Source organism: Thioflexithrix psekupsensis, assembly GCF_002149925.1.
GTDB classification, from domain to species: Bacteria; Pseudomonadota; Gammaproteobacteria; order Beggiatoales; family Beggiatoaceae; genus Thioflexithrix; species Thioflexithrix psekupsensis.
The window spans coordinates 66,193-85,985 of record NZ_MSLT01000007.1; the positions used below are offsets into that span (position 1 = coordinate 66,193).

Here is a 19,793-nt window from a genome sequence, read left to right on the forward strand (position 1 = left end):
AGAGACACCTGTTGTGTTATTCATTAAAAATTAGTTTGCATTTTTCGGTGACTCTGTGGCAATGTGTGGCAGTGACGAAAAAGGTGGCTTGGCTTGTTTTGCGCCTTAATTCCGTAGCAATAAGGGGAATAGACTTCGGCCTGTGCTTTCTTCTAAAGAATCATTTTACGATAACCGCATTTCGTCAGCGCATTGACAACATAACCCCTCCAACAAACCGTTGGTTTTGAGCTGAATTGAGTAAATTGTTGACAGCGGCTTGCAATTGGTAGGGTTTGTGTGCGATATTTATACCATTCGTGTTTAGATAGCAACATCAAGCAGAGGTGTGGTATATTACCCTACACGTGTTGCCCCAATGATAACACCAAGCCTACGTAAATTTAGACACCTCTTCTACCCTTGACAAATTTTCTAAGGAGTATTTTTAAGATGAAAAAAACAGCATTAGCCTCTGCCATCTCGTTGGCGGTGATGAGCGGCTCTGCATGGGCTGTTCCTTGCGATGTGTTAGGCCCTACCGGTAAGCCGATTGCACCCTTCGATAAGGAAGCGGGCGTAACTTGTAGCACAACAACCGTTGAAGGTCAATTCATTTTAGACAAAACCAGTGTCAAAGCTGGCGAAACCATTAACTTGGCCATTTTAGGTCTAAACACTGTGGGCGAAGTGGATCGCTTTGGTGAAGACGGTGGCTCTATCCTGATGGCGGTTATCAGTACCACGCAAGGTTTGATTCCAATCGGTGGTGAAGCGATGCCTGCTCAAGGTTCTCCCAATTCTGGTCAAACCCCCAGCGATTCTATCGGAAACGGGAGTTTCGTCAATCGTCAAGGCCAACCTTCTGCAAATCCTGATGACTACAGAACCACGCGGGTAGTCAAATTGGAAAATGGGAATGGGGAAATCAACGTTTACTACCAACCCAATTCCAACCCAACTGTAGGCGGTCGAATTACAGTTAAATTGCAAGAACGGGAATCCACCGCCAATGGTGGTATTCGTGTCAATACGATTAAAGAAGTCGTGAAAGACATCACCATTGCTCCTCCCGCTAGCAACCCTTTTGCTTTAAATGTTTCTGAATTCAACTACGGCTTTAACGACACTGCTGGTCAAATGGATACCGATCCTTCAGATGGGATCCATGGACAAATGACCGCAGGTGCGGTAGGTGCGGGCGCAGAAGTGGTTGTCACCGCGTTGAACCAACGTGCCGGTGGCTCGGTAAATTTAACCCTGACTCCAATGGGTAAAGGGGCTCCGATCACTACTACAGGTTCGATGATCAATGGTACTGCCACTGTAAGTCTTCCAAGCATTACCAAAGCAGGCGACTACTACATCAAAGCCGAGATGACTTTCACAGGTGAAGATGGCGCAACTAAGACAGTAAGTAGCGTTGGTTTAGACAGCGTTGATAAAGTCACTGTGATTTCTACGGGTGCACCTAAGGCTCTGTCTTTGACCTCTAACAAAGAGCGCATTACTCAGGTCGGTCAAGGCGCGGCTATCAAAGTCAAGTATTTGGATGAGTATGGTAACACAACCACTAATCGTGCGGGCGGTTCTTACACGGTCAGTATCAAGGAAGCCAATAACAATGCTGGTTCTATGACGGCCGTTTTAGATGCGTATGGCAATCATGACACCATCGTGTTGGGTGATCAAGCGGGCGAAATCAGTGTTGCTACTGGTGTATTATCTTTGGCAGCTTCAGCCACAGGTTTATCCACTTCATCTGTGGTGAGTTTGAACGTGGTTGACAAAGTGTTCAACGTGACGGTTCAACCTGAGTTTGCGGCTGGAAGCATGGTCATCGCCAATAACCAAGTTGTAGCGGTTCATGTCGATAAAGACCCCGGTGCCACCAATCCTGTCAGCATCAAGAACGTAGGCACCGATGAAGCCAGTGAAGCTTTGCGTGATCCAACTACTGGAACAGTTCGTGCTGTATTCAAGAAAGTGGGTCACGGCCCTTACATGGTTTCTGATCGTGCCGGTGAGTACGCTCAAATTCTGGTAGATGGCGCAACCATTATTCCGGGTACGCCTGTTTCATTGGAAATTCGTAACGCGCACAATGAAGTGGTTGACTCTGTTTTGACCAGCTTATTGCCCGGTAACACAGGATTACAAACTGTTTTACCTGAAAAAGCAGTTCGCCTGCAAGATCAACACGGCAACCCAGTGACGGGTGCGCCTGCTGGTAAATTTACATTGACCAGTGCTGTTTCAGGTGCGGTGGTGAGCTATCCAGCCGGTGCAGCTTCTGCAACTCCGACAGGTTATGAAACGGTTCTGGTTGATTACCCAGTTGCGGCTGCCGGTACAGGCGAGACTCCGCTGACTGTAAACTTGACGGCACCCGGCTTTACTAAAGCCACTACGATTAAGACCACGTTACCCGAAATCATTACCTTCAAGTTCATTAAGACTTATGTTGAGCAGTCAACCATTCCTGTAAACAGTAAAGTGGCTATGTCTGTTGAACTGTTGGATCAAAATGGTGATGCGGTTCAAGGCACGAATTCGATTCGTTTTGTAGTCAATGGCACTGAAGGCGACACAATTACTGCACCTGTTGTGCGTGAAGTGATGGCCGATGGTTCACGTGGGGATATTATTGCACCCAATCGCATCATCAACTTTGATGGTGGCAAGAAAGTGTTTGAAGTCAATGGTGGCCAAACCACAGGTCAATTTACGTTGACTTTTGTTGACCCAACGGGTTCTGTAGAATCGGCTGTTCGTCAGTTCCAAGTGACTCAAGAGCTGAAGAACGAGTGTACCCCAACCAACTTGGCTGGTTGCAAAACTGAGGCTACCTGTAATGCGGTAGGTGGTGCTTATGCGGGTAAAGTTTGCTCTGCTCCGCCTCCTATAGGTGCAGAAGGAATCAACAGCAAAGGTGAACCCGTCACTGTTCCTGCGGGTACAGTGTTTAAGGGTGGTTACTCTATCAATGGTGGTCCAATCACCAATCCTGCTGTGAGTGCTGATCCTAAGGCTATCGTGAAAATTGTTGGCTCAGTTGAAGCAGCCGATGCACATGTTGGCACTAATGCTGATGTTCTGGTGTTGTACGCAGGCGTGCCGCTAGGAAAAGAACTTGAAGTGCAAGATGTTTTCGTTCTTGAAAACAGTGGAGCGTCAATTTCTCCTTGGGATGGTACTGTCGAAGGCATCGGTGCGTTTGAAACGAAAGCCTTAGGAAAATACAATGTATTCAACATCTTTGAAACCCCAGAAGGTGGTTTCGGTGTGGAAGGCGAATTGTATCTGTTGTTGGCTTACCGCTTAAATGATGGTGTTGTCATGTACGGCAGAGACTTGTTGCAGTTGAAGATCGACGATCCTCGTACCAACTAAGATCGCCAGTCGCTAACCTCAGTTGATCCTGATTGAGGGAAAGGCGTAAAATACGGCACACTGTTCAACAGTGTGCCGTTTTTCATCTCTGACTTTGGGAATGATGCCGTGAAAGTGAATGCGCTTATCCTATTGACGAGTGTTTTAGTGTCAAATGCGGTTTATGGTTTTGATCTCTTTGATCCCGAACGCGGTAAAGAAAAAACCCCGCCTCCAGAAACACCACCGCCAACAACAAACCCTTTTCAAAACCAAAAACCCCCTGATCCGCCCCCGCCACCCCCCAAAGGGCCACAACGTGATTTTACGTTGATTGGGACGAGTTTAATTGGTCAATATCGCTCGGCGATTTTACAAGCACCGGATGGTAAAACTTTTGTGCAACGTCTTGATGCCAGCGGTAAAACGCCTATTGATGGTTATCCGGGCTTTTTTTTGCTCAGTGTGGATGCGCGCCAAATCAAAATCGCTTATCCAAACGATGCCCCCTGTCAGGTGTCGAAAACGGATAAAGGCGTTAATTGTTATTCAGGAGGGCATCAGGCGCGTTTAGATTTAATTCGCAAAGGCGCGATTGCCCCGCCACCGCCTCCCCCCGCCCCCGTACAAGAAGTGGCTGCCACAGTTCCCCCAGAAGTGCAAAATAATCCGTTTGCCAGCTTGATACAGCAGCAAGCCCAACAACGGGAATTGACTCCAGAAGAACAACGTAAACGAGAAGAAGAGTTAGAACGGCGACGGGAAATTTATAAAAACTTTCAACGTCAAGTGATTAAAGATGAAGATGTGCCACCGGGCATGAGAGTAGTACGCACTCCGTTTGGGGATCGTTTAGTTCCCGATAATCGTTAAATGTAATTTATTTTTACTGGCGTTGTCTCCGAATGGATATTGCGCCAGTATTTTATTTTGTATTAAAAAAGGAATAAGTTGTGCAACAAAATATCCATTTAGTTCAAGGCCATAAAATGTATTTAGACGATAAAGACAGTCTAAATCTCGCCCAATTTGGCGTTTATGAAGCGGACGAAGTGGCTGTGGTACGCTCGCACGTGCGGCCGGGCGATACGGTACTGGATATTGGCGCAAATATTGGCTATTACAGCCTGATTTTTGCTCAATTAGTAGGAGAAAAAGGCAAAGTTTATGCGTTTGAACCCGATCCCAGTAATTTTGCGTTATTGTGTCAAAATATTGCATTAAATGGTTATTCTAATATAGAACCCATTAATAAAGCCGTCAACAACCACAATGGCCTGATAACCTTACATTTATGCGATGATAATCGTGGAATGCACCGGGTTTATTCTTCGGTTTGTTGTGGAGAAGAACAGGTGACGGTAGAAAGCGTGTGTTTAGATGATTTTTTTGCCGAATTTAAGGGCAATATTGACTTTATTAAAATGGATATTGAAGGCGCAGAATATACCGCGATTCAAGGAATGCAACAACTTTTATTACGCTATCCCAATATAAAATTATTAACCGAATTTTCACCTGGCGCATTATGTGAATATGGCATTGAACCGCAAGATTTTATTGATTTACTCTTAAAATATCATTTTAAATTACAATGGGTGACATCATCATTAGTCGATATAAATTTAGCCCAATTAAAACAAGAATTACCCATTATCAGTACGGTAACAAAACAATTATTAACCGAAATGAAAATCCAAAACCGTCATTGTTCCATTCCAGAATTAGGGGAAGAATTAATGAATCGTTTACAAAATGCGGGTTATCATCGTCCATTAACTGAAAATGTCTTGGCTTGTCGGGATTGAAATGGCAAAGCGAATTGTTTGTCCTCTGCATAAGTTGTTTTTGTCGTTGGCGAAACAAGGGGATTGGGGAGGGTTGCTTGAGAAACTAAAAGATGAGCCAGTTTTGTCAGAATCAGAATTTACAGAATTAAAGAATTTTCAAAATTAACTCTTGCAAGTCGTTTCACCCCACCCTCTCAATAATATCAATAAAAATCTGTCCATAACGATCTAATTTATAATTACCGACTCCTGAAATTTGTCCCATTTCTTCTAAATTTTCGGGACGCACGCGCACCATGTCCAATAAAGTGCTGTCATGAAAAATCACATAAGGCGGCACATTTTGATTTTGCGCTAATTCAGCTCGCTTGGCGCGTAAGGCTTCTAATAATGAACGATCCGCCTCGTCTAATTCAGGTTTATTTTGATTGGCACGGAACGATTTTTTAACGGTCTTAATACGCGGAGAATCTTGACGTAAAAATACCTTTTTCTCACCGCGCAAAACAGGACGCGCCGCTTCAGCCAATTGCAAGCCACCATGCCCTTCTACATCAACAGAAACATAACCCGCAGCCACCAATTGACGAAAAATAGCACGCCATTGATCGCCTGTTAAACCATCATTTTTAGCCACACCATAAACGGTTAATTTATGGTGTTTAAATTGTAAAATGCGCGGAGTTTCTTTACCCAATAACACGTCAATTAAATAATTCACACCAAATCGTTGTCCCGTGCGATAAATGCAAGATAAGGCTTTTTGCGCCGCAATTGTTCCATCCCACGTGGCAACGGGAAATAAACAATTATCACAATTACCACACGGCTCTGGCAATATATCACCAAAATAAGCCAATAAAGATTGACGGCGACAGGTGGTTAATTCGCAATAACCAAGCATCGCATCTAATTTATGTTGTTCAAGGCGTTTATGCTGTTCATTGGCTTCGGATTTAGCCAAAATTTCGCGCAATAAAATCACATCTTGCAAACCATAAGCGAGCCACGCATTCGCCGGCAATCCATCGCGGCCAGCGCGTCCCGTTTCTTGATAATAAGATTCTAAACTTTTCGGTAAATCTAAATGCGCCACAAAGCGCACATTCGGCTTATCAATTCCCATTCCAAATGCAATGGTTGCTACCACAATTAAATTTTCTTCACGTAAAAAACGGGTTTGATTTATCTTTCGAACATCTCTTGCCAATCCCGCATGATAAGGCACCGCACGCCAGCCTTCATCACATAACCAATCCGCAGTTTCTTCAACCCGTTTTCTCGATAAACAATAAACAATTCCCGAATCACCACGATGATGCTGATTAAGAAATTTTAATAATTGTTGTTTTGCATTGGCTTTTTGCACCACGTAATAGCGAATATTAGGGCGATCAAATCCCGTGCAGAAAACTTGTGCATTTTCCAATGCCAAACGCTGCTTAATTTCTCGTTGCGTTGCCTGATCTGCCGTCGCCGTTAAAGCAATCCTAGGCACGTGAGGGAAGCGTTCATGCAGAATCGATAGCTGCACATACTCAGGGCGAAAATCATGCCCCCATTGCGACACACAATGCGCCTCATCAATCGCAAATAACGCAATATCTATCGTTTCAATCGTTTCTAAAAAATGATTCATCACCAGCCGTTCGGGCGCGACATAAAGCAAATCCAATTGGCGCGTTTTTAAGCGATAAACCACCTCGCTGCTTTCTTCATAATTTAAACTAGAATTAAGAAACGCTGCCCGAATGCCTAATTGCAATAAGCCATCCACTTGATCTTTCATTAATGCAATGAGCGGAGAAACCACAATGCCCACACCGGGGCGAATTAAGGCAGGAAGTTGATAACATAACGATTTTCCACCCCCCGTCGGCATTAATACTAACGCATCGCCCCCCGTCACAATATGTTGGATAATTTCGGCTTGCTGTCCACGGAAATGATCATAGCCAAATATTTTTTTTAATAATGGCAGTGGAGAATAAGTGGTATATTCTTCATTCACCGCTAACCAATTTTCATTATCTAATATATTTTGACTATAATGAGTGCCGTTCATATCCATTAAATAACCAATTCCGATCCTGAAAAACGAGTGGTTGAAGAAAGATGAGACCCCTCCACTTCTAATAAATCCGATAATTCTTCGCGCAATAAATCCAAATGATCCGCAGAATGTAAAGCGCGATTTTCATAATCGGTAATAAAGAAAATATCTTCTACTCGTGCGCCTAATGTGGCAATTTTAGCGCGTTTCACTCGCACATTACACTTAACAAAAGCCTCCGCAATGCGCGATAAAACGCCCGGCCGATCACTGGTAATTACTTCTAATACTGTGTGATTATTGGCTTTATCATAACTAAAGGTAATTCGAGTAGGAACAGGAAAATGTTTTAAATAACGCGCCACATGACGACTAATAGGACATAAATTCTGACTTAATTCAGAAGATAAAGCCTGTCTTAATCCAAGCACAATCTCTTGCACCCGCTGAGGATTATTAATTTCTCCCCCATCTTGCTCTAAAACAGTATAGCCCCCTAGCGTATATTCTCGTTGCGTAGGAACAATATAAGCATCAACAATATTGAGATTTTTCTGCTCTAAAAAATGCGTGGTGGCTGCAAATAAATAATCTCTATCTTTGAGATAAATGAGCAAGAATTGGCTGCCGCCGCGATGATTGCGCCGCTCCATCACTAAAGGTTCATTAGGCACAGTTAATTCGTGGTGTAAAATAGCACGGGTTTCATCCGCAATATCATAAGGTGATGTATAGAGAAAATAATCTTCTCCTAAATCCGTCCATAAATCGCTAATGCGCTCTGGCGATAAATCGCTTAATTGCTGACGTGCCGCATATTGAACTTCTTGAATTCTCGCTTGTTTATCCAAACCACTATAATCTAAACCTTGTTGTAAAGCAGCCCGCGTTTGATAATATAAATCGGTTAATAATTTCGCTTTCCAACTGTTCCATAATTTCGGATTAGTGGCTCTAATATCCGCGACAGTGAGCAGATAAAGATAGTCTAAATGACTTTTATCTTGTATCTTTTGTGCGAATAAATGAATCACTTCAGGATCGGTAATGTCTTGACGTTGTGCGGTGGTGGACATGAGCAAATGATGGCGCACTAACCACGCCACTAAACGGGAATCATTGTCACTTAATCCATGCGCTTGAGAAAAGTTTAACGCATCAACTTCCCCCAATTCCGAATGATCGCCCCCCCGACCTTTCGCAATATCATGAAATAATCCCGCTAAATATAATAATTCTGGCTTCGGAATAAGCTGCATAATGCGGTGACAGGTCGGCATTTCTTCCCGAAAACGCGCCATGGCAAAACGGCGTAAATTACGCACCACAAATAAACTGTGTTCATCCACCGTATAAACATGAAATAAATCATATTGCATCTGCCCCACAATACGCCCAAAAGCAGGAATATAAGCCCCTAAAATCCCATAACGATTCATGCGTCTTAATGCTTTTGTTAATCCCTCTGGCTGGCGAATAATTTCGTAAAATAAACTGCGCGCCCGCAAATCCCGATGAAATGCCTCATCAATTAAATAAGTATATTGACGAATTAAGCGAATCGTACTGGCGCGCACACCACGAATTTCAGGGTGTTGTTGCATTAATAAAAAAATTTCTAATAAAGCAAATGGATAATTTCTAAAAACCTTATCATGGTTCACTTCAATATAATGATTGCGCACCCGAAAACGTTTATTTAAATACCACACTTCTTCTGACAAATGGGCATATAAAATCGCTTCTTGGAATAATTGCAATAACATATCGTTTAAACTGCTTAATTCCTTAATAGTTCGATAATATTGACGCATGAATTTCTCAACGCCCAAATGCGTGTCATCGTCGTAAAAACCTAAACGATCCGCTAAAGTTCGTTGATAATCAAATAACAAACGATCCTCACGTCGTTTGGCAATGGTGTGCAGTAAATAACGCACTTTCCATAAAAATTCTTGACCACGAATTAATTGTTGATATTCGGTTTCTGTGAGGAAATCATGCTGCACCAAATCGTGTAAAGTATTGGCATCAAAATGACGCTTGGCCACCCAACCAATCATCTGAATGTCCCGTAATCCACCAGGGCCTTCTTTAATGTTTGGTTCTAAATTGTAAGCGGTATCGTGATACTTTTGGTGGCGTTTTTGCTGTTCTTGTAGTTTTCCTTCAAAAAACTCCCGACTCGGCCACACCCGAGAACGTCCTACACAAGCTTGCATATCTTGGTAAAGCGCACTCGGCCCCAGTAATAACCGTGATTCCATTAAAGTCGTGACTACGGTAATATCTGCACTGGACTCGTGAACACAATCAACTAAAGTGCGGGTACTGTGTCCTACCTCAAGGCGAATGTCCCACAAAAACATGATAAATTCTTCTACACAACGTCTTACTTCTGCATCCGCAGGCGCACCCAGCAAAATCATAATATCGACATCAGAACTGGGATGTAATTCAGCGCGCCCATACCCTCCCACCGCCACCAAAGCAATTTGCGGCGAGGCAGGCCAAGTAATTCGTTGCCATGCGTGCTGTAAAATTTGATCAACCAACCACGCTTGTTGTGATACTGCTTCAGAGGCATGATAAGTGGCAAGAAAACGCTGCGCAATGATCTCGCGCCCTTGTTGCAGGGCTTTACGAAACACACTAATGGGCGTTTCATCGGTCTGTAAAGCCCGTTCAAAGGCTTCAGAATCAAACAGTTGGTTATCGGCGTAGGGATAATGTATTGGGTACATGATGATAAAACGATGCAGTGCGTTGAAAACAAGGGCAGCGTCACCAGCCCACCACAGGCAAAATGCACAGCTCACCGAAATTTTTTCTAATCACGGTTTAAGTTGGCACAACTCCTCGCAAACTCACTTTAGTCGTTTTTAGTATTGATTTTGATGAGTAAGTATATCGCATTTAACGCATTTGGCATAAGCTGAATCGTCATCTTTGGGTTATTAAGTGTCTTATTTTCCAGAAAGAATCAATTTTGTCAATTCTTTAATGCTGTAAATTCTAATTCAGACAAAATAAGGGGTTATAATCCCCCTTATTTTAGTATAAGAATACTAAATAAACTGACGAATCGCCGCGCGTAATTTCGGCAAAATATCAGGCGAAGGATGTGCTTGATAGCGTGCTTTAATGTACAATTCAGTGGCGTATTGGATTTTACTCGCCCATTCGGGATAAGTGCGACTGACCCGCTGCGCAAAATGCAAGGGACCCTCGCAGGGAGCGCGCTCAATTCCCAAGCGGGCTAAACGACGACATAAACGCAAATATAAGACATGAGCAGGGTCTATATTAGGCGGATATTGCGGGCGTAATAACCACCACAATAAGCCCAATAATATCACGCTCACCCCAAGTACCAATCCCACGGTTAATTCTTGCCAATCAATATCGCCTAAATTCAGCCAATGACCTATACTTTTTTGGCGTTGTGCATCGTAGCCTAATACCCATTGATTCCACAAACTATTTACCGCATCCCAACGATCTTGCAATTGTTGTAACCATTCTCCTAATAACATATCTTGAAAAGGATTTAATAACTCAGGAAAATCACTGGATAATGCTGTATCAATTCCTTGTTCAATTCGTTCAGGAGACACTGCGCCTGTGGGATCAACCCGCACCCAGCCTTGTCCTTCTAACCACACTTCATTCCATGCGTGGGCATCTCTTTGGCGCACAATTAACATACCATTAACAGGATTAATTCGCCCTCCTAAATATCCTGTCACAATGCGCGTTGGAATGCCCGCAGATCGCATCAAAACCGTAAAAGCCGCCGCATAATGCTCACAAAAACCCCGCCGCATTTCAAACATAAATTGATCAATCGGATCAGTCAACATTAACGGTGATAGAAAAGTATAATAAAACGGTTCTTGATTAAAGTAAATTAAAGCCTGATTCACAATATCCATTGGATTTTCATAACGCGCTCGCCATTGTTCTCCTAATGCTCTGGTTTTTGGATGCCAATTATCGGGTAATTGTAAAGCGGTACGTAAATAAAAATCTAAACGTTTGAGATCATCTGCATCACTATTGTCTGTTAAATGATCAATACGATAATAACTATAAGAAGTTAATTCATAGCGAGTGCGATATTGAATAGGACGCTGGGCTAAAATCTGTAAATCATGTTGCAATCGACTGCGAATGGTATCTGGAGCTTGAGTGGGAATGTCTAAGGCTAATAACCATGGTTTTCCATTGGGTTCTAAAGTTAAAGTATAGTGATAAGGATTGCCTAAATAATCTACTTTTAACGGTGGATTTTCAATATTTCTCTGAAAACCACTGTGCCAATTTTTACCATCCGTATTCCACAACACCGGCCCACGCCAATAACGATCCGCAGGCAACGGAATGTTATCTTTAAATTCAACCCGAAAAGCAATTTCATCAGACAAACTCAATTCGCTAATCGTGCCTAATTCTAGTCTATCACTCAAGCCAGTTTGCCCCGTATGCGCATCCTTAGGCAAACCCCATAATGGCCCTGAAATTCGCGGAAATAACACGAATAATAACAGCATAATGGGCAGCCCTTGTAACAATAAAATACTGGCTAATTTAAAACGTTTTTTGTGGCTTAATTCTTGGGTAGAATGGGCTAAACTGATCAATGTTCCCGTAGTAATAATCATCACTAATCCCATATATAAAGCAGTTGGAATGCTTTGCGAATAAAGAAAATTAGTAATGATTAAAAAATACCCTAAGAAACAAAGTAACAACGCATCGCGTCGGTTTTTCATTTCAATAAATTTTAAGCCGCATAAAGCAACCAATAAGGCGACACCCGGATCACGCCCCATTAAGGTTTTATAATGAATAAATATGCCCGCAACCACCAATAACGCTAAAAAAAACTGTACTGTAGCACTCGGTAATTTTGCCCATTTCGTGATCGCAAAATAACGTAAAGCCAGTAAAGAAACCAGCACTAATGGCACCCAAAAAGGCAAGCGTGTGATATGTGGAATAGACACCAAAATAAGCGAAATCAGCAACCAAATAGTCGTGTCTCGATTCGGATAATGCGGAATATGGGCTAATAACATAACATTAACCTTGATATAAAGCCAAAGCGGTTAAACAACGATTATAATGGCTATCACCATAACCTTGTTTAAGGTCTAAATGCGGTAATTGTAAACCATAAGGCAATTGTTGCTTTTCTGCCATATTGATCCATAAAGAAAGTTGAGAAACGGCACGATCTATATTTTCTAAATGCTGCACATCTGCCCAAGAAAAAGTAAATGAATCTGTAGAATGACCGCCGAATTGTTTAATTAAACCTTCTTGTCCACGAGCCGCCGCTTTCCAATCAATATGACGCGGAGAATCACCTGTTTTGTAATTTCTATAACCAACAAAATCCTCCCCTTGTAAACTGGGATGCTGTCCTTGTGTACTTTGCCGCGCCTCTTGTCGCACAGGAAAAACCCGTTGTCCCACAGGATTGGGATAGACAATCGCTTCACTTTCGATAAAAATGTAAGACCAAACCTCAAAAAGCCCCAGCGGAAACACGCTACTAATCCGAAGCCGCGGCAACGCTAAACGCCCCCGACGATAACTGGCAATCGGTAAGTTGACATTGATTTTTTGATTGTCCGGCACGTTCACAACCACCACTTCATCCCATGTATTTAACGGTGTTTGTACTTTAAAATGTAAATCAAAACGCGCCGCATGATGCCGATTGTCCAAACCCAGTTGAAACAAGACCCGTTCCCCAGCAAATACAGAATGCGTTTGACCCGCTTCAATACGTAATCCGTGCAACATGCGATGCGTGTGCAGAATCGACACCAACATCATACTGCCTAAAGTAAAGGTTAATAAATAACCCATGTTATTGTTATAATTCATTGAACCTATCAATAAAATAAACAACACAAAAATAAAAGCAAATCCTTGTTTTGTTGGAAAAATATAAACTTGACGGCGACGTAATTCTACCACCGCTTGAGGAGATTGCCTATACGGCGGCCAGTGAAATAGCTGACGTAATGAAGTCATCAAAGTATGGGTCATTTTTTTCTAACCTCCGTAAAGCAAAAAAGAAAATATGTCATTAAAACGCAAAAAAGGATAACCCCATATTGGTGTTATCCTTCATTGATGACAATACTTGAGCGAAATTAACGGGCTACGATATACTTATTTTTCTTCGGTTTTGCATGTAGAAAGACCCAGCGGCAAATACGCAGGGCAAAAACCTATCGCCGCCGTCGCCAACGGCACAATACCAATCGCACCCAACCAATTTTGATAGTACACGCCCGCTGCAATAATTGCCACGCCGACCACTGCACGTATCACTCGATCCACCATGCCAACATTTGCTTTCACTGTGTTATCCTCATAAAGTATATTAGAAAATAATAATCTACCTATCCTAGATATGGGTCTTATTCTGAAAATCAAGATTGCGATGGTATTTTTCACAGAACAAAAATTGTGGCAAAAACCACAATAGGCGTTGCAGTGATATTCTTTCATCAGCTACACTATTCTGGCCTTACGGTGATACCAGAGTTATGCTTGTTTTTCAATGGGGTTAAAAAATAATAAAAATGATGCTGATGATCTCATTCTAAAATATTTATTAACCCAGTCAAAATTTAAGCTAATTTTAATTTTAAAGTAGGATGAATGGGAGAAGATAATGCTTACGCCAGCCGAAGAAAGACGCAATCATAAACGCCGTGAATTATTGTTGTTATTGCCCGTGTATGAAGCAGAGGGGAATCATGTTGTGGGCGCGTTAGGAGATATTAGTATGACTGGAATCATGCTGTTTAGTAGTTTGCCCGTTATGATTCATGAAGAACACGCTCTTGTTTTGCAAGGTACTGATTTACAACAAATTATGCGTTATAAAAACGCACCTGAAAAGATTCAATTACGCGCCCAAAGTCGTTGGCGCACCATGATAAAACCTGAACTTTATAAAATCGGCTTTAAATTTACCGAAATCAGCGAACCCACTTTAAATATTATTCGTGATTTAGTGCGGCAATTATGGAGTCAACGCAGTATTGGTAATAGTTTTGTAGAAATGACCTTGATGATTGAAGAGATTTTTGATGTAGAAAAACTTTATGAGATCAGCGATCAAGTCAGAGAATTACCCGGTGTGATTGCGGTGAGTCTTCGCGCAGAAAATAATCGCATGATGAACGTTCAATATCACCCTGAACAAACCAGTTGTCACCAATTGTTAGACACTTTGCGCCAACAACAAATACAAACCCGTTTAGTGCGAATTTAGCCGTTGATGCCCTTGTTCACGCCTAACCTGTTTTTGTGTAATTCAAATAACGAATTTTCCCCAAAAGCCCTCACAGCGACGCAATCGCTGAATTTTTTCTTGACAAATGCGCAGAGGAAGACTAAAATGCTCACTTCTTAACAGAAACTGCCTCAAAAAATGGCTATGTAGCTCAGATGGTTAGAGCGCGGCACTCATAATGCTGAGGTCGGTGGTTCGAGTCCACCCATAGCCACCACCCAAGTCCTCATTATTTGTCATTCCTGCATTGGCAGGATGTGCCACGTTTACCTCCTGCGCGCTCATCTCAGCGAAAAAACCAAATCGTCGCTTGTCTCGCTTTATCATCGCCCATAAAACCATAATATGACTTTCAACGGTCGTGGTAGGATAGCGATTTTCTATTGCCTTTGATTCAGAGTCTTATTTTTTCTTAGATGTCTCTGAAATGGCTACGTTTAAGGTGTGAAAAATGATAGGTAAAGAACTCAAAATTAAATTGCAGGGATTTAATAATCTCACCAAATCCCTGAGCTTTAATATTTACGACATCTGTTACACGCAAACCGAAAGGCAACAACGAGAATATATTGCTTATATTGACAACGCTTATAATGCCGAACGTTTGACTAAAATTCTCACTCATGTTGCTAATATTATTGGGGCAAATATTCTAAATATTGCACACCAAGATTATGATCCGCAAGGGGCGAGTGTCACCATGTTAATTTCTGAAGAAGAAATTAAATCAGATACATGGCCAAATACCGAAGAGCCTGGCCCTTTGCCCGACACAGTGGTGGCGCATTTGGATAAAAGTCACATTACCGTTCATACGTATCCTGAAAGCCATCCAGATAATGGAATCAGTACCTTCCGTGCGGATATTGACGTGTCAACGTGTGGGCGAATTTCTCCTTTACGGGCTTTAAATTACCTAATTCATAGTTTTGAATCAGATATTGTAATTATGGATTATCGGGTGCGTGGTTTTACGCGAGATACTTTAGGTTGCAAACATTATATTGATCACAAGATTAATTCGATTCAGAATTATCTGGCACGCAGCACTCGTGAAATGTACCAAATGATCGATGTGAATGTTTATCAAGAAAACATTTTTCACACCAAAATGGTATTGAAAGAATTTGATTTGGATAATTATTTATTCAATGCTTCATCAGAAGAATTATCACAATTAGAACGGCGCAAAATTGAACACCGTTTGAAAAAGGAAATGATGGAGATTTTCTACGGGCAGAATTTGGCGCGGTTGTAATGAGTTTTTACCACTGGCAAGGTACGCAATTACATCTGCAAGTGTACATACAACCTCGCGCCAGCCGCAGCACAATCGTAGGCGAATACAATGGACGGTTAAAAATTGCCGTGTGTGCGCCACCGGTTGATGGGGCGGCCAATGCCGAAGTGATCCGTGTATTGGCAAAACAATTTGGCGTGAGTAAACAACGGGTTACGCTGCTCAGTGGCGAAACACATCGGAATAAGCACCTCTGTATTGATCGCCCCCAACAGTTATTGGCGGGCATCGCTCCTGCTTTATAAACCAACATGGTACTGCAATCATGAATCGAATTACGTTAAATTATTTGCGCAAATTGAAACGCGAACAACAAAAATTTGCGTGTTTAACGGCATACGATGCCAGTTTCGCTCATATTATGGAACATGCGGGCATTGAAGTGATACTTGTTGGAGATTCGCTGGGTATGGTTATACAAGGTCATGACAGCACATTGCCGGTGACAATGGAAGACATGCTGTATCATTGCAAATTGGTACATCGCGGTACACAGCGGGCTTTGTTAATGGTGGATATGCCATTTATGACTTACGCCACGCCTGAAACGGCATTAATTAATGCAGCTCGTTTGATGCGAGAAGGCTACGCCCAAGTGGTGAAATTAGAGGGGGGCGCATGGCTGACAGAAACGGTTAAGTTATTGACAGAGCGCGGAATTCCTGTGTGTGGACATTTGGGTTTAACGCCGCAATCGGTGCATCAATTCGGTGGCTATGTTGTACAAGGACGACGCGAAAGTGAAGCCACTCAAATCTACAACGACGCGCTGGCCTTGCAAGCGGCTGGGGCTTCTTTGGTGTTGTTGGAATGCGTTCCTGTAGAACTTACTCGCCAAATTACCCACGCATTAGAAATACCTGTAATCGGCATCGGTGCGGGGCGTATGTGCGACGGACAAATTCTTGTTTTATACGATATGCTCGGCATTACTGTTGGTAAACGCCCTTCTTTCTCTAAAGATTTTTTAGCCGAAACCGGGGAAATTGGTTCTGCCATAAAAAATTATGTGTCTGCCGTGAAAACAGGCGAATTTCCCAGCGATGCGCATAGTTTTGGGACGTGAGTTAATTTTCAGCGTTTTTTGTTTGTCTAAAGCAATAAGGCCGATGAAAGAATTTAAAAAACTGAAAATAAAACATCAGATTGTTTATAAAAATAATATTTTAAAGAATAAACAATAACTGCCTATTCATTCTGTAAATTCTGAGCCTTTGTTTCACTCTTGATCTGAATCCATGACATAGAATTTGTGTTATAATGAGCGATGTTTATTGCTCACTAAAGGACAGCCAAATTATTATGGGTCACTTTGCCAAAGAAATCCAACCCGTCAACATTGAAGATGAAATGCGACAATCTTACCTCGATTACGCGATGAGCGTGATTGTGGGGCGGGCATTGCCAGATGTGCGAGATGGTTTAAAACCTGTGCATCGTCGAGCGTTATATGCCATGCACGAATTGGGAAATGATTGGAATAAAGCCTACAAAAAATCAGCCCGTATTGTCGGGGATGTGATCGGTAAATATCATCCTCATGGCGACTCTGCCGTTTACGATACCATTGTGCGTATGGCGCAACCGTTTTCATTGCGTTATTTGCTGGTCGATGGACAAGGAAACTTTGGTTCCGTCGATGGCGACGCGCCTGCGGCCATGCGTTATACCGAAATTCGCATGTCTAAAATTGCGCATGAATTATTAGCCGATATTGAAAAAGAAACGGTTAATTTCGTGCCTAATTACGACGAATCAGAATCTGAACCCAGTGTTTTTCCCACGCGCATTCCTAATTTATTGGTGAATGGTTCTAGCGGTATTGCTGTGGGAATGGCCACCAATATTCCACCGCATAATTTACGTGAAGTGATTAATGCCTGTTTGCATTTAATTCAAGAGCCAAACAGTTCGATAGAAACGTTAATGCGTTTATTACCGGGGCCTGATTTTCCAACCGCAGCAATTATTAATGGTGCGGAAGGCATTAATGAGGCTTATCGTACGGGACGTGGTCGCATTTATATTCGCGCTAAAACCAACACGGAAATTGATGAGCAAAATAACCGCGAACGATTGATTATTACCGAATTACCTTATCAGGTGAATAAGGCTCGTTTAATTGAAAAAATTGCCGAATTAATTAAAGAAAAGAAATTGGAAGGCATTGCCGAATTGCGCGACGAATCGGATAAAGATGGGATTCGCGTGGTGTTGGAATTACGACGGGGTGAGTCGGCCGATGTGGTGTTAAACAATTTGTATCAACACACCCAACTACAAAGCGTATTCGGAATTAACATGGTGGCCTTGGTGGATGGGCAGCCGCGTTTGCTGAATTTAAAACAGCTTTTAGAATTATTCTTGCGACATCGGCGTGAAGTGGTGACTCGTCGTACTTTATTTGAACTGCGCAAAGCCAGAGAGCGGGCGCATATTTTGGAAGGTTTGGCCATCGCTTTGGGCAACATTGAAGCGATGATTCAACTGATTCGCCAAGCCAGCACGCCTGCCCAAGCGCGGGAACAGTTGTTGGCGGGGATGTGGCAAGGAAATACGGTAGCGTTAATGCTGCAAGGGGATGAATCAGGTTTATCGCGTCCCCAAGATTTACCAGACGATTTTGGTTTGCAAACAACAGGTTATCGCCTGTCCGATGCCCAAGCTCAAGCAATTTTAGACTTGCGTTTACATCGTTTAACGGGATTGGAGCAGGATAAATTACTCGACGAGTACCGTCAAATTTTGCTGCGAATTGGCGAATATTTAGACATTCTGCGCAATCCTGAACGTTTAATGGCGGTGATTCAAGAAGAACTGATCAGTATTCGTGAAACTTATGGCGATGAGCGACGTAGTCAAATTTTAGCCAAACGCAGCGATTTAAACTACGAAGACCTGATCACCGAAGAAGATATGGTCGTGACTTTGTCGCATCAAGGCTACATTAAAGCCCAGCCCGTCAGCACGTATCAACCCCAGCGACGCGGCGGGAAAGGGCGAAGTATGACAACAATGCGCGATGAGGATTATATTGATAAATTATTTGTCGCCAATAGTCATGACACTTTATTGTGCTTTACTAATTACGGTAAAGTGTATTGGTTAAAAGTTTATGAATTGCCGCAAGGTAGCCGCATTTCTAAAGGGCGGCCGATTGTTAATATTCTGCCATTGCAAGCTGATGAACGTTTAAATGCCGTGTTGCCTATTCGTGAATTTAGTGCGGCGCATTATGTTTTTATGGCAACAGCTAAAGGTGTGGTCAAGAAAACTTTATTAAGTGAATTTTCTAATCCGCGTCAAAGTGGCATTATTGCGATTGGTTTAAACGATAATGATCGCTTAATTGGCGTAGATATTACCGATGGTAAAAAAGACGTATTGTTATTCTCTCGCAAGGGTAAAGGTGTGCGTTTTAGCGAGGACGATGTGCGAGCCATGGGGCGCACGGCACACGGCGTGGGTGGCATTCGTTTGGCGGAGAATGATGAAGTCATTGCGCTGTTAATTGCTGATGAAGACTGCACGATTTTAACCGCGACAGAAAAAGGTTTTGGCAAACGCACTCGCTTAGACAAATATCCACAAAAAGGCCGTTACACCCAAGGGGTCATTACCATTAAAGTTAATGAGCGTAATGGAGAAGTGATTGGGGCAGTATTGGTGCGGGAAAAAGATGACGTTATTTTAGTGAATAATCGGGGTATCTTGGTGCGCATTAAAGTTGAAGGTATTTCTGTATTGGATAGAAATACTCAAGGCGTGACTTTAATTCATTTGACGGGTGATGAACGCTTAGTGGCGATTGAGCCTGTGAAAGAAATTGAAGGCGCAAATGCTGAAGATTTCCATGAAGAATCAGACGATGAGGTGGGAGACGATGTTGAACCCGATACCAGTACCGAAATGATACCTGAATAACTTTATTAAGTTTTACCTCATTATCTCCTGAAATTAAGAAGTATTAATTCT

Annotated in this window: 14 protein-coding genes and 1 tRNA gene; 10 read left to right on the forward strand and 5 right to left on the reverse strand. The window is 42.5% G+C overall.

The window, feature by feature from the left end; genetic code table 11:
* Nucleotides 1-432 precede the first annotated feature (432 nt).
* The 4 genes from TPSD3_RS04690 (at nt 433) to TPSD3_RS17450 (ending at nt 5,307) form a co-directional block, all read left to right on the forward strand.
* Complete coding sequence (locus TPSD3_RS04690; RefSeq protein WP_086487437.1) at nt 433-3,372, forward strand: hypothetical protein; 2,940 nt, start codon at nt 433-435, stop codon at nt 3,370-3,372.
* A 132-nt stretch (nt 3,373-3,504) separates the two neighbouring features.
* Entirely contained in the window at nt 3,505-4,224 is a 720-nt protein-coding gene (locus TPSD3_RS04695; RefSeq protein WP_176329734.1) for a hypothetical protein, read from the forward strand.
* Nucleotides 4,225-4,304: 80 nt separating this feature from the next.
* Nucleotides 4,305-5,159: an FkbM family methyltransferase gene (locus TPSD3_RS04700; protein WP_086487439.1), complete on the forward strand. Its 855-nt coding sequence runs from the start codon at nt 4,305-4,307 to the stop codon at nt 5,157-5,159.
* Nucleotides 5,137-5,307 (forward strand): hypothetical protein, encoded by a 171-nt coding sequence (locus TPSD3_RS17450; protein ID WP_176329735.1) that lies wholly within the window; start codon nt 5,137-5,139, stop codon nt 5,305-5,307. The genes TPSD3_RS04700 and TPSD3_RS17450 overlap by 23 nt, the downstream gene beginning before the upstream one ends.
* 15 nt (nt 5,308-5,322) lie before the next feature.
* Here TPSD3_RS17450 and recQ read toward each other — a convergent pair whose 3' ends face one another.
* The 5 genes from recQ to TPSD3_RS04725 all read right to left on the reverse strand — a co-directional run bounded on the left by recQ (nt 5,323) and on the right by TPSD3_RS04725 (nt 13,575).
* Nucleotides 5,323-7,212 (reverse strand): DNA helicase RecQ, encoded by a 1,890-nt coding sequence (gene recQ / locus TPSD3_RS04705; RefSeq protein ID WP_245391523.1) that lies wholly within the window; start codon nt 7,210-7,212, stop codon nt 5,323-5,325.
* Nucleotides 7,212-9,938 (reverse strand): [protein-PII] uridylyltransferase, encoded by a 2,727-nt coding sequence (glnD, locus tag TPSD3_RS04710; protein ID WP_086487440.1) that lies wholly within the window; start codon nt 9,936-9,938, stop codon nt 7,212-7,214. Before glnD ends, recQ begins: the two co-directional genes overlap by 1 nt.
* Before the next feature lie 324 nt (nt 9,939-10,262).
* Entirely contained in the window at nt 10,263-12,275 is a 2,013-nt protein-coding gene (locus TPSD3_RS04715; protein WP_086487441.1) for a transglutaminase TgpA family protein, read from the reverse strand.
* A gap of 4 nt (nt 12,276-12,279) precedes the next feature.
* The gene (locus TPSD3_RS04720) at nt 12,280-13,257 is read right to left on the reverse strand and encodes a DUF58 domain-containing protein (RefSeq protein WP_086487442.1); all 978 of its coding nucleotides are present in this window, start codon (nt 13,255-13,257) and stop codon (nt 12,280-12,282) included.
* Nucleotides 13,258-13,383: 126 nt separating this feature from the next.
* Nucleotides 13,384-13,575, reverse strand: coding sequence for a YgaP family membrane protein (locus TPSD3_RS04725; RefSeq protein WP_086487443.1), 192 nt, complete (start codon nt 13,573-13,575; stop codon nt 13,384-13,386).
* 316 nt (nt 13,576-13,891) lie between these two features.
* Between TPSD3_RS04725 and TPSD3_RS04730 the strand changes: the two genes are divergently transcribed.
* The 6 genes from TPSD3_RS04730 to gyrA all read left to right on the forward strand — a co-directional run bounded on the left by TPSD3_RS04730 (nt 13,892) and on the right by gyrA (nt 19,742).
* Nucleotides 13,892-14,497 (forward strand): PilZ domain-containing protein, encoded by a 606-nt coding sequence (locus TPSD3_RS04730; protein ID WP_086487444.1) that lies wholly within the window; start codon nt 13,892-13,894, stop codon nt 14,495-14,497.
* A gap of 161 nt (nt 14,498-14,658) precedes the next feature.
* Nucleotides 14,659-14,735, forward strand: a tRNA-Met gene (locus TPSD3_RS04735).
* A 234-nt stretch (nt 14,736-14,969) separates the two neighbouring features.
* Nucleotides 14,970-15,776, forward strand: a complete 807-nt coding sequence (gene speD, locus TPSD3_RS04740) for an adenosylmethionine decarboxylase (RefSeq protein WP_086487445.1) — start codon at nt 14,970-14,972, stop codon at nt 15,774-15,776.
* Nucleotides 15,776-16,063 (forward strand): DUF167 family protein, encoded by a 288-nt coding sequence (locus TPSD3_RS04745; RefSeq protein ID WP_086487446.1) that lies wholly within the window; start codon nt 15,776-15,778, stop codon nt 16,061-16,063. The genes speD and TPSD3_RS04745 overlap by 1 nt, the downstream gene beginning before the upstream one ends.
* A gap of 20 nt (nt 16,064-16,083) precedes the next feature.
* Entirely contained in the window at nt 16,084-16,884 is an 801-nt protein-coding gene (gene panB, locus TPSD3_RS04750) for a 3-methyl-2-oxobutanoate hydroxymethyltransferase (protein ID WP_086487447.1), read from the forward strand.
* 236 nt (nt 16,885-17,120) lie between these two features.
* Entirely contained in the window at nt 17,121-19,742 is a 2,622-nt protein-coding gene (gene gyrA / locus TPSD3_RS04755; RefSeq protein WP_086487448.1) for a DNA gyrase subunit A, read from the forward strand.
* Nucleotides 19,743-19,793 lie beyond the last annotated feature (51 nt).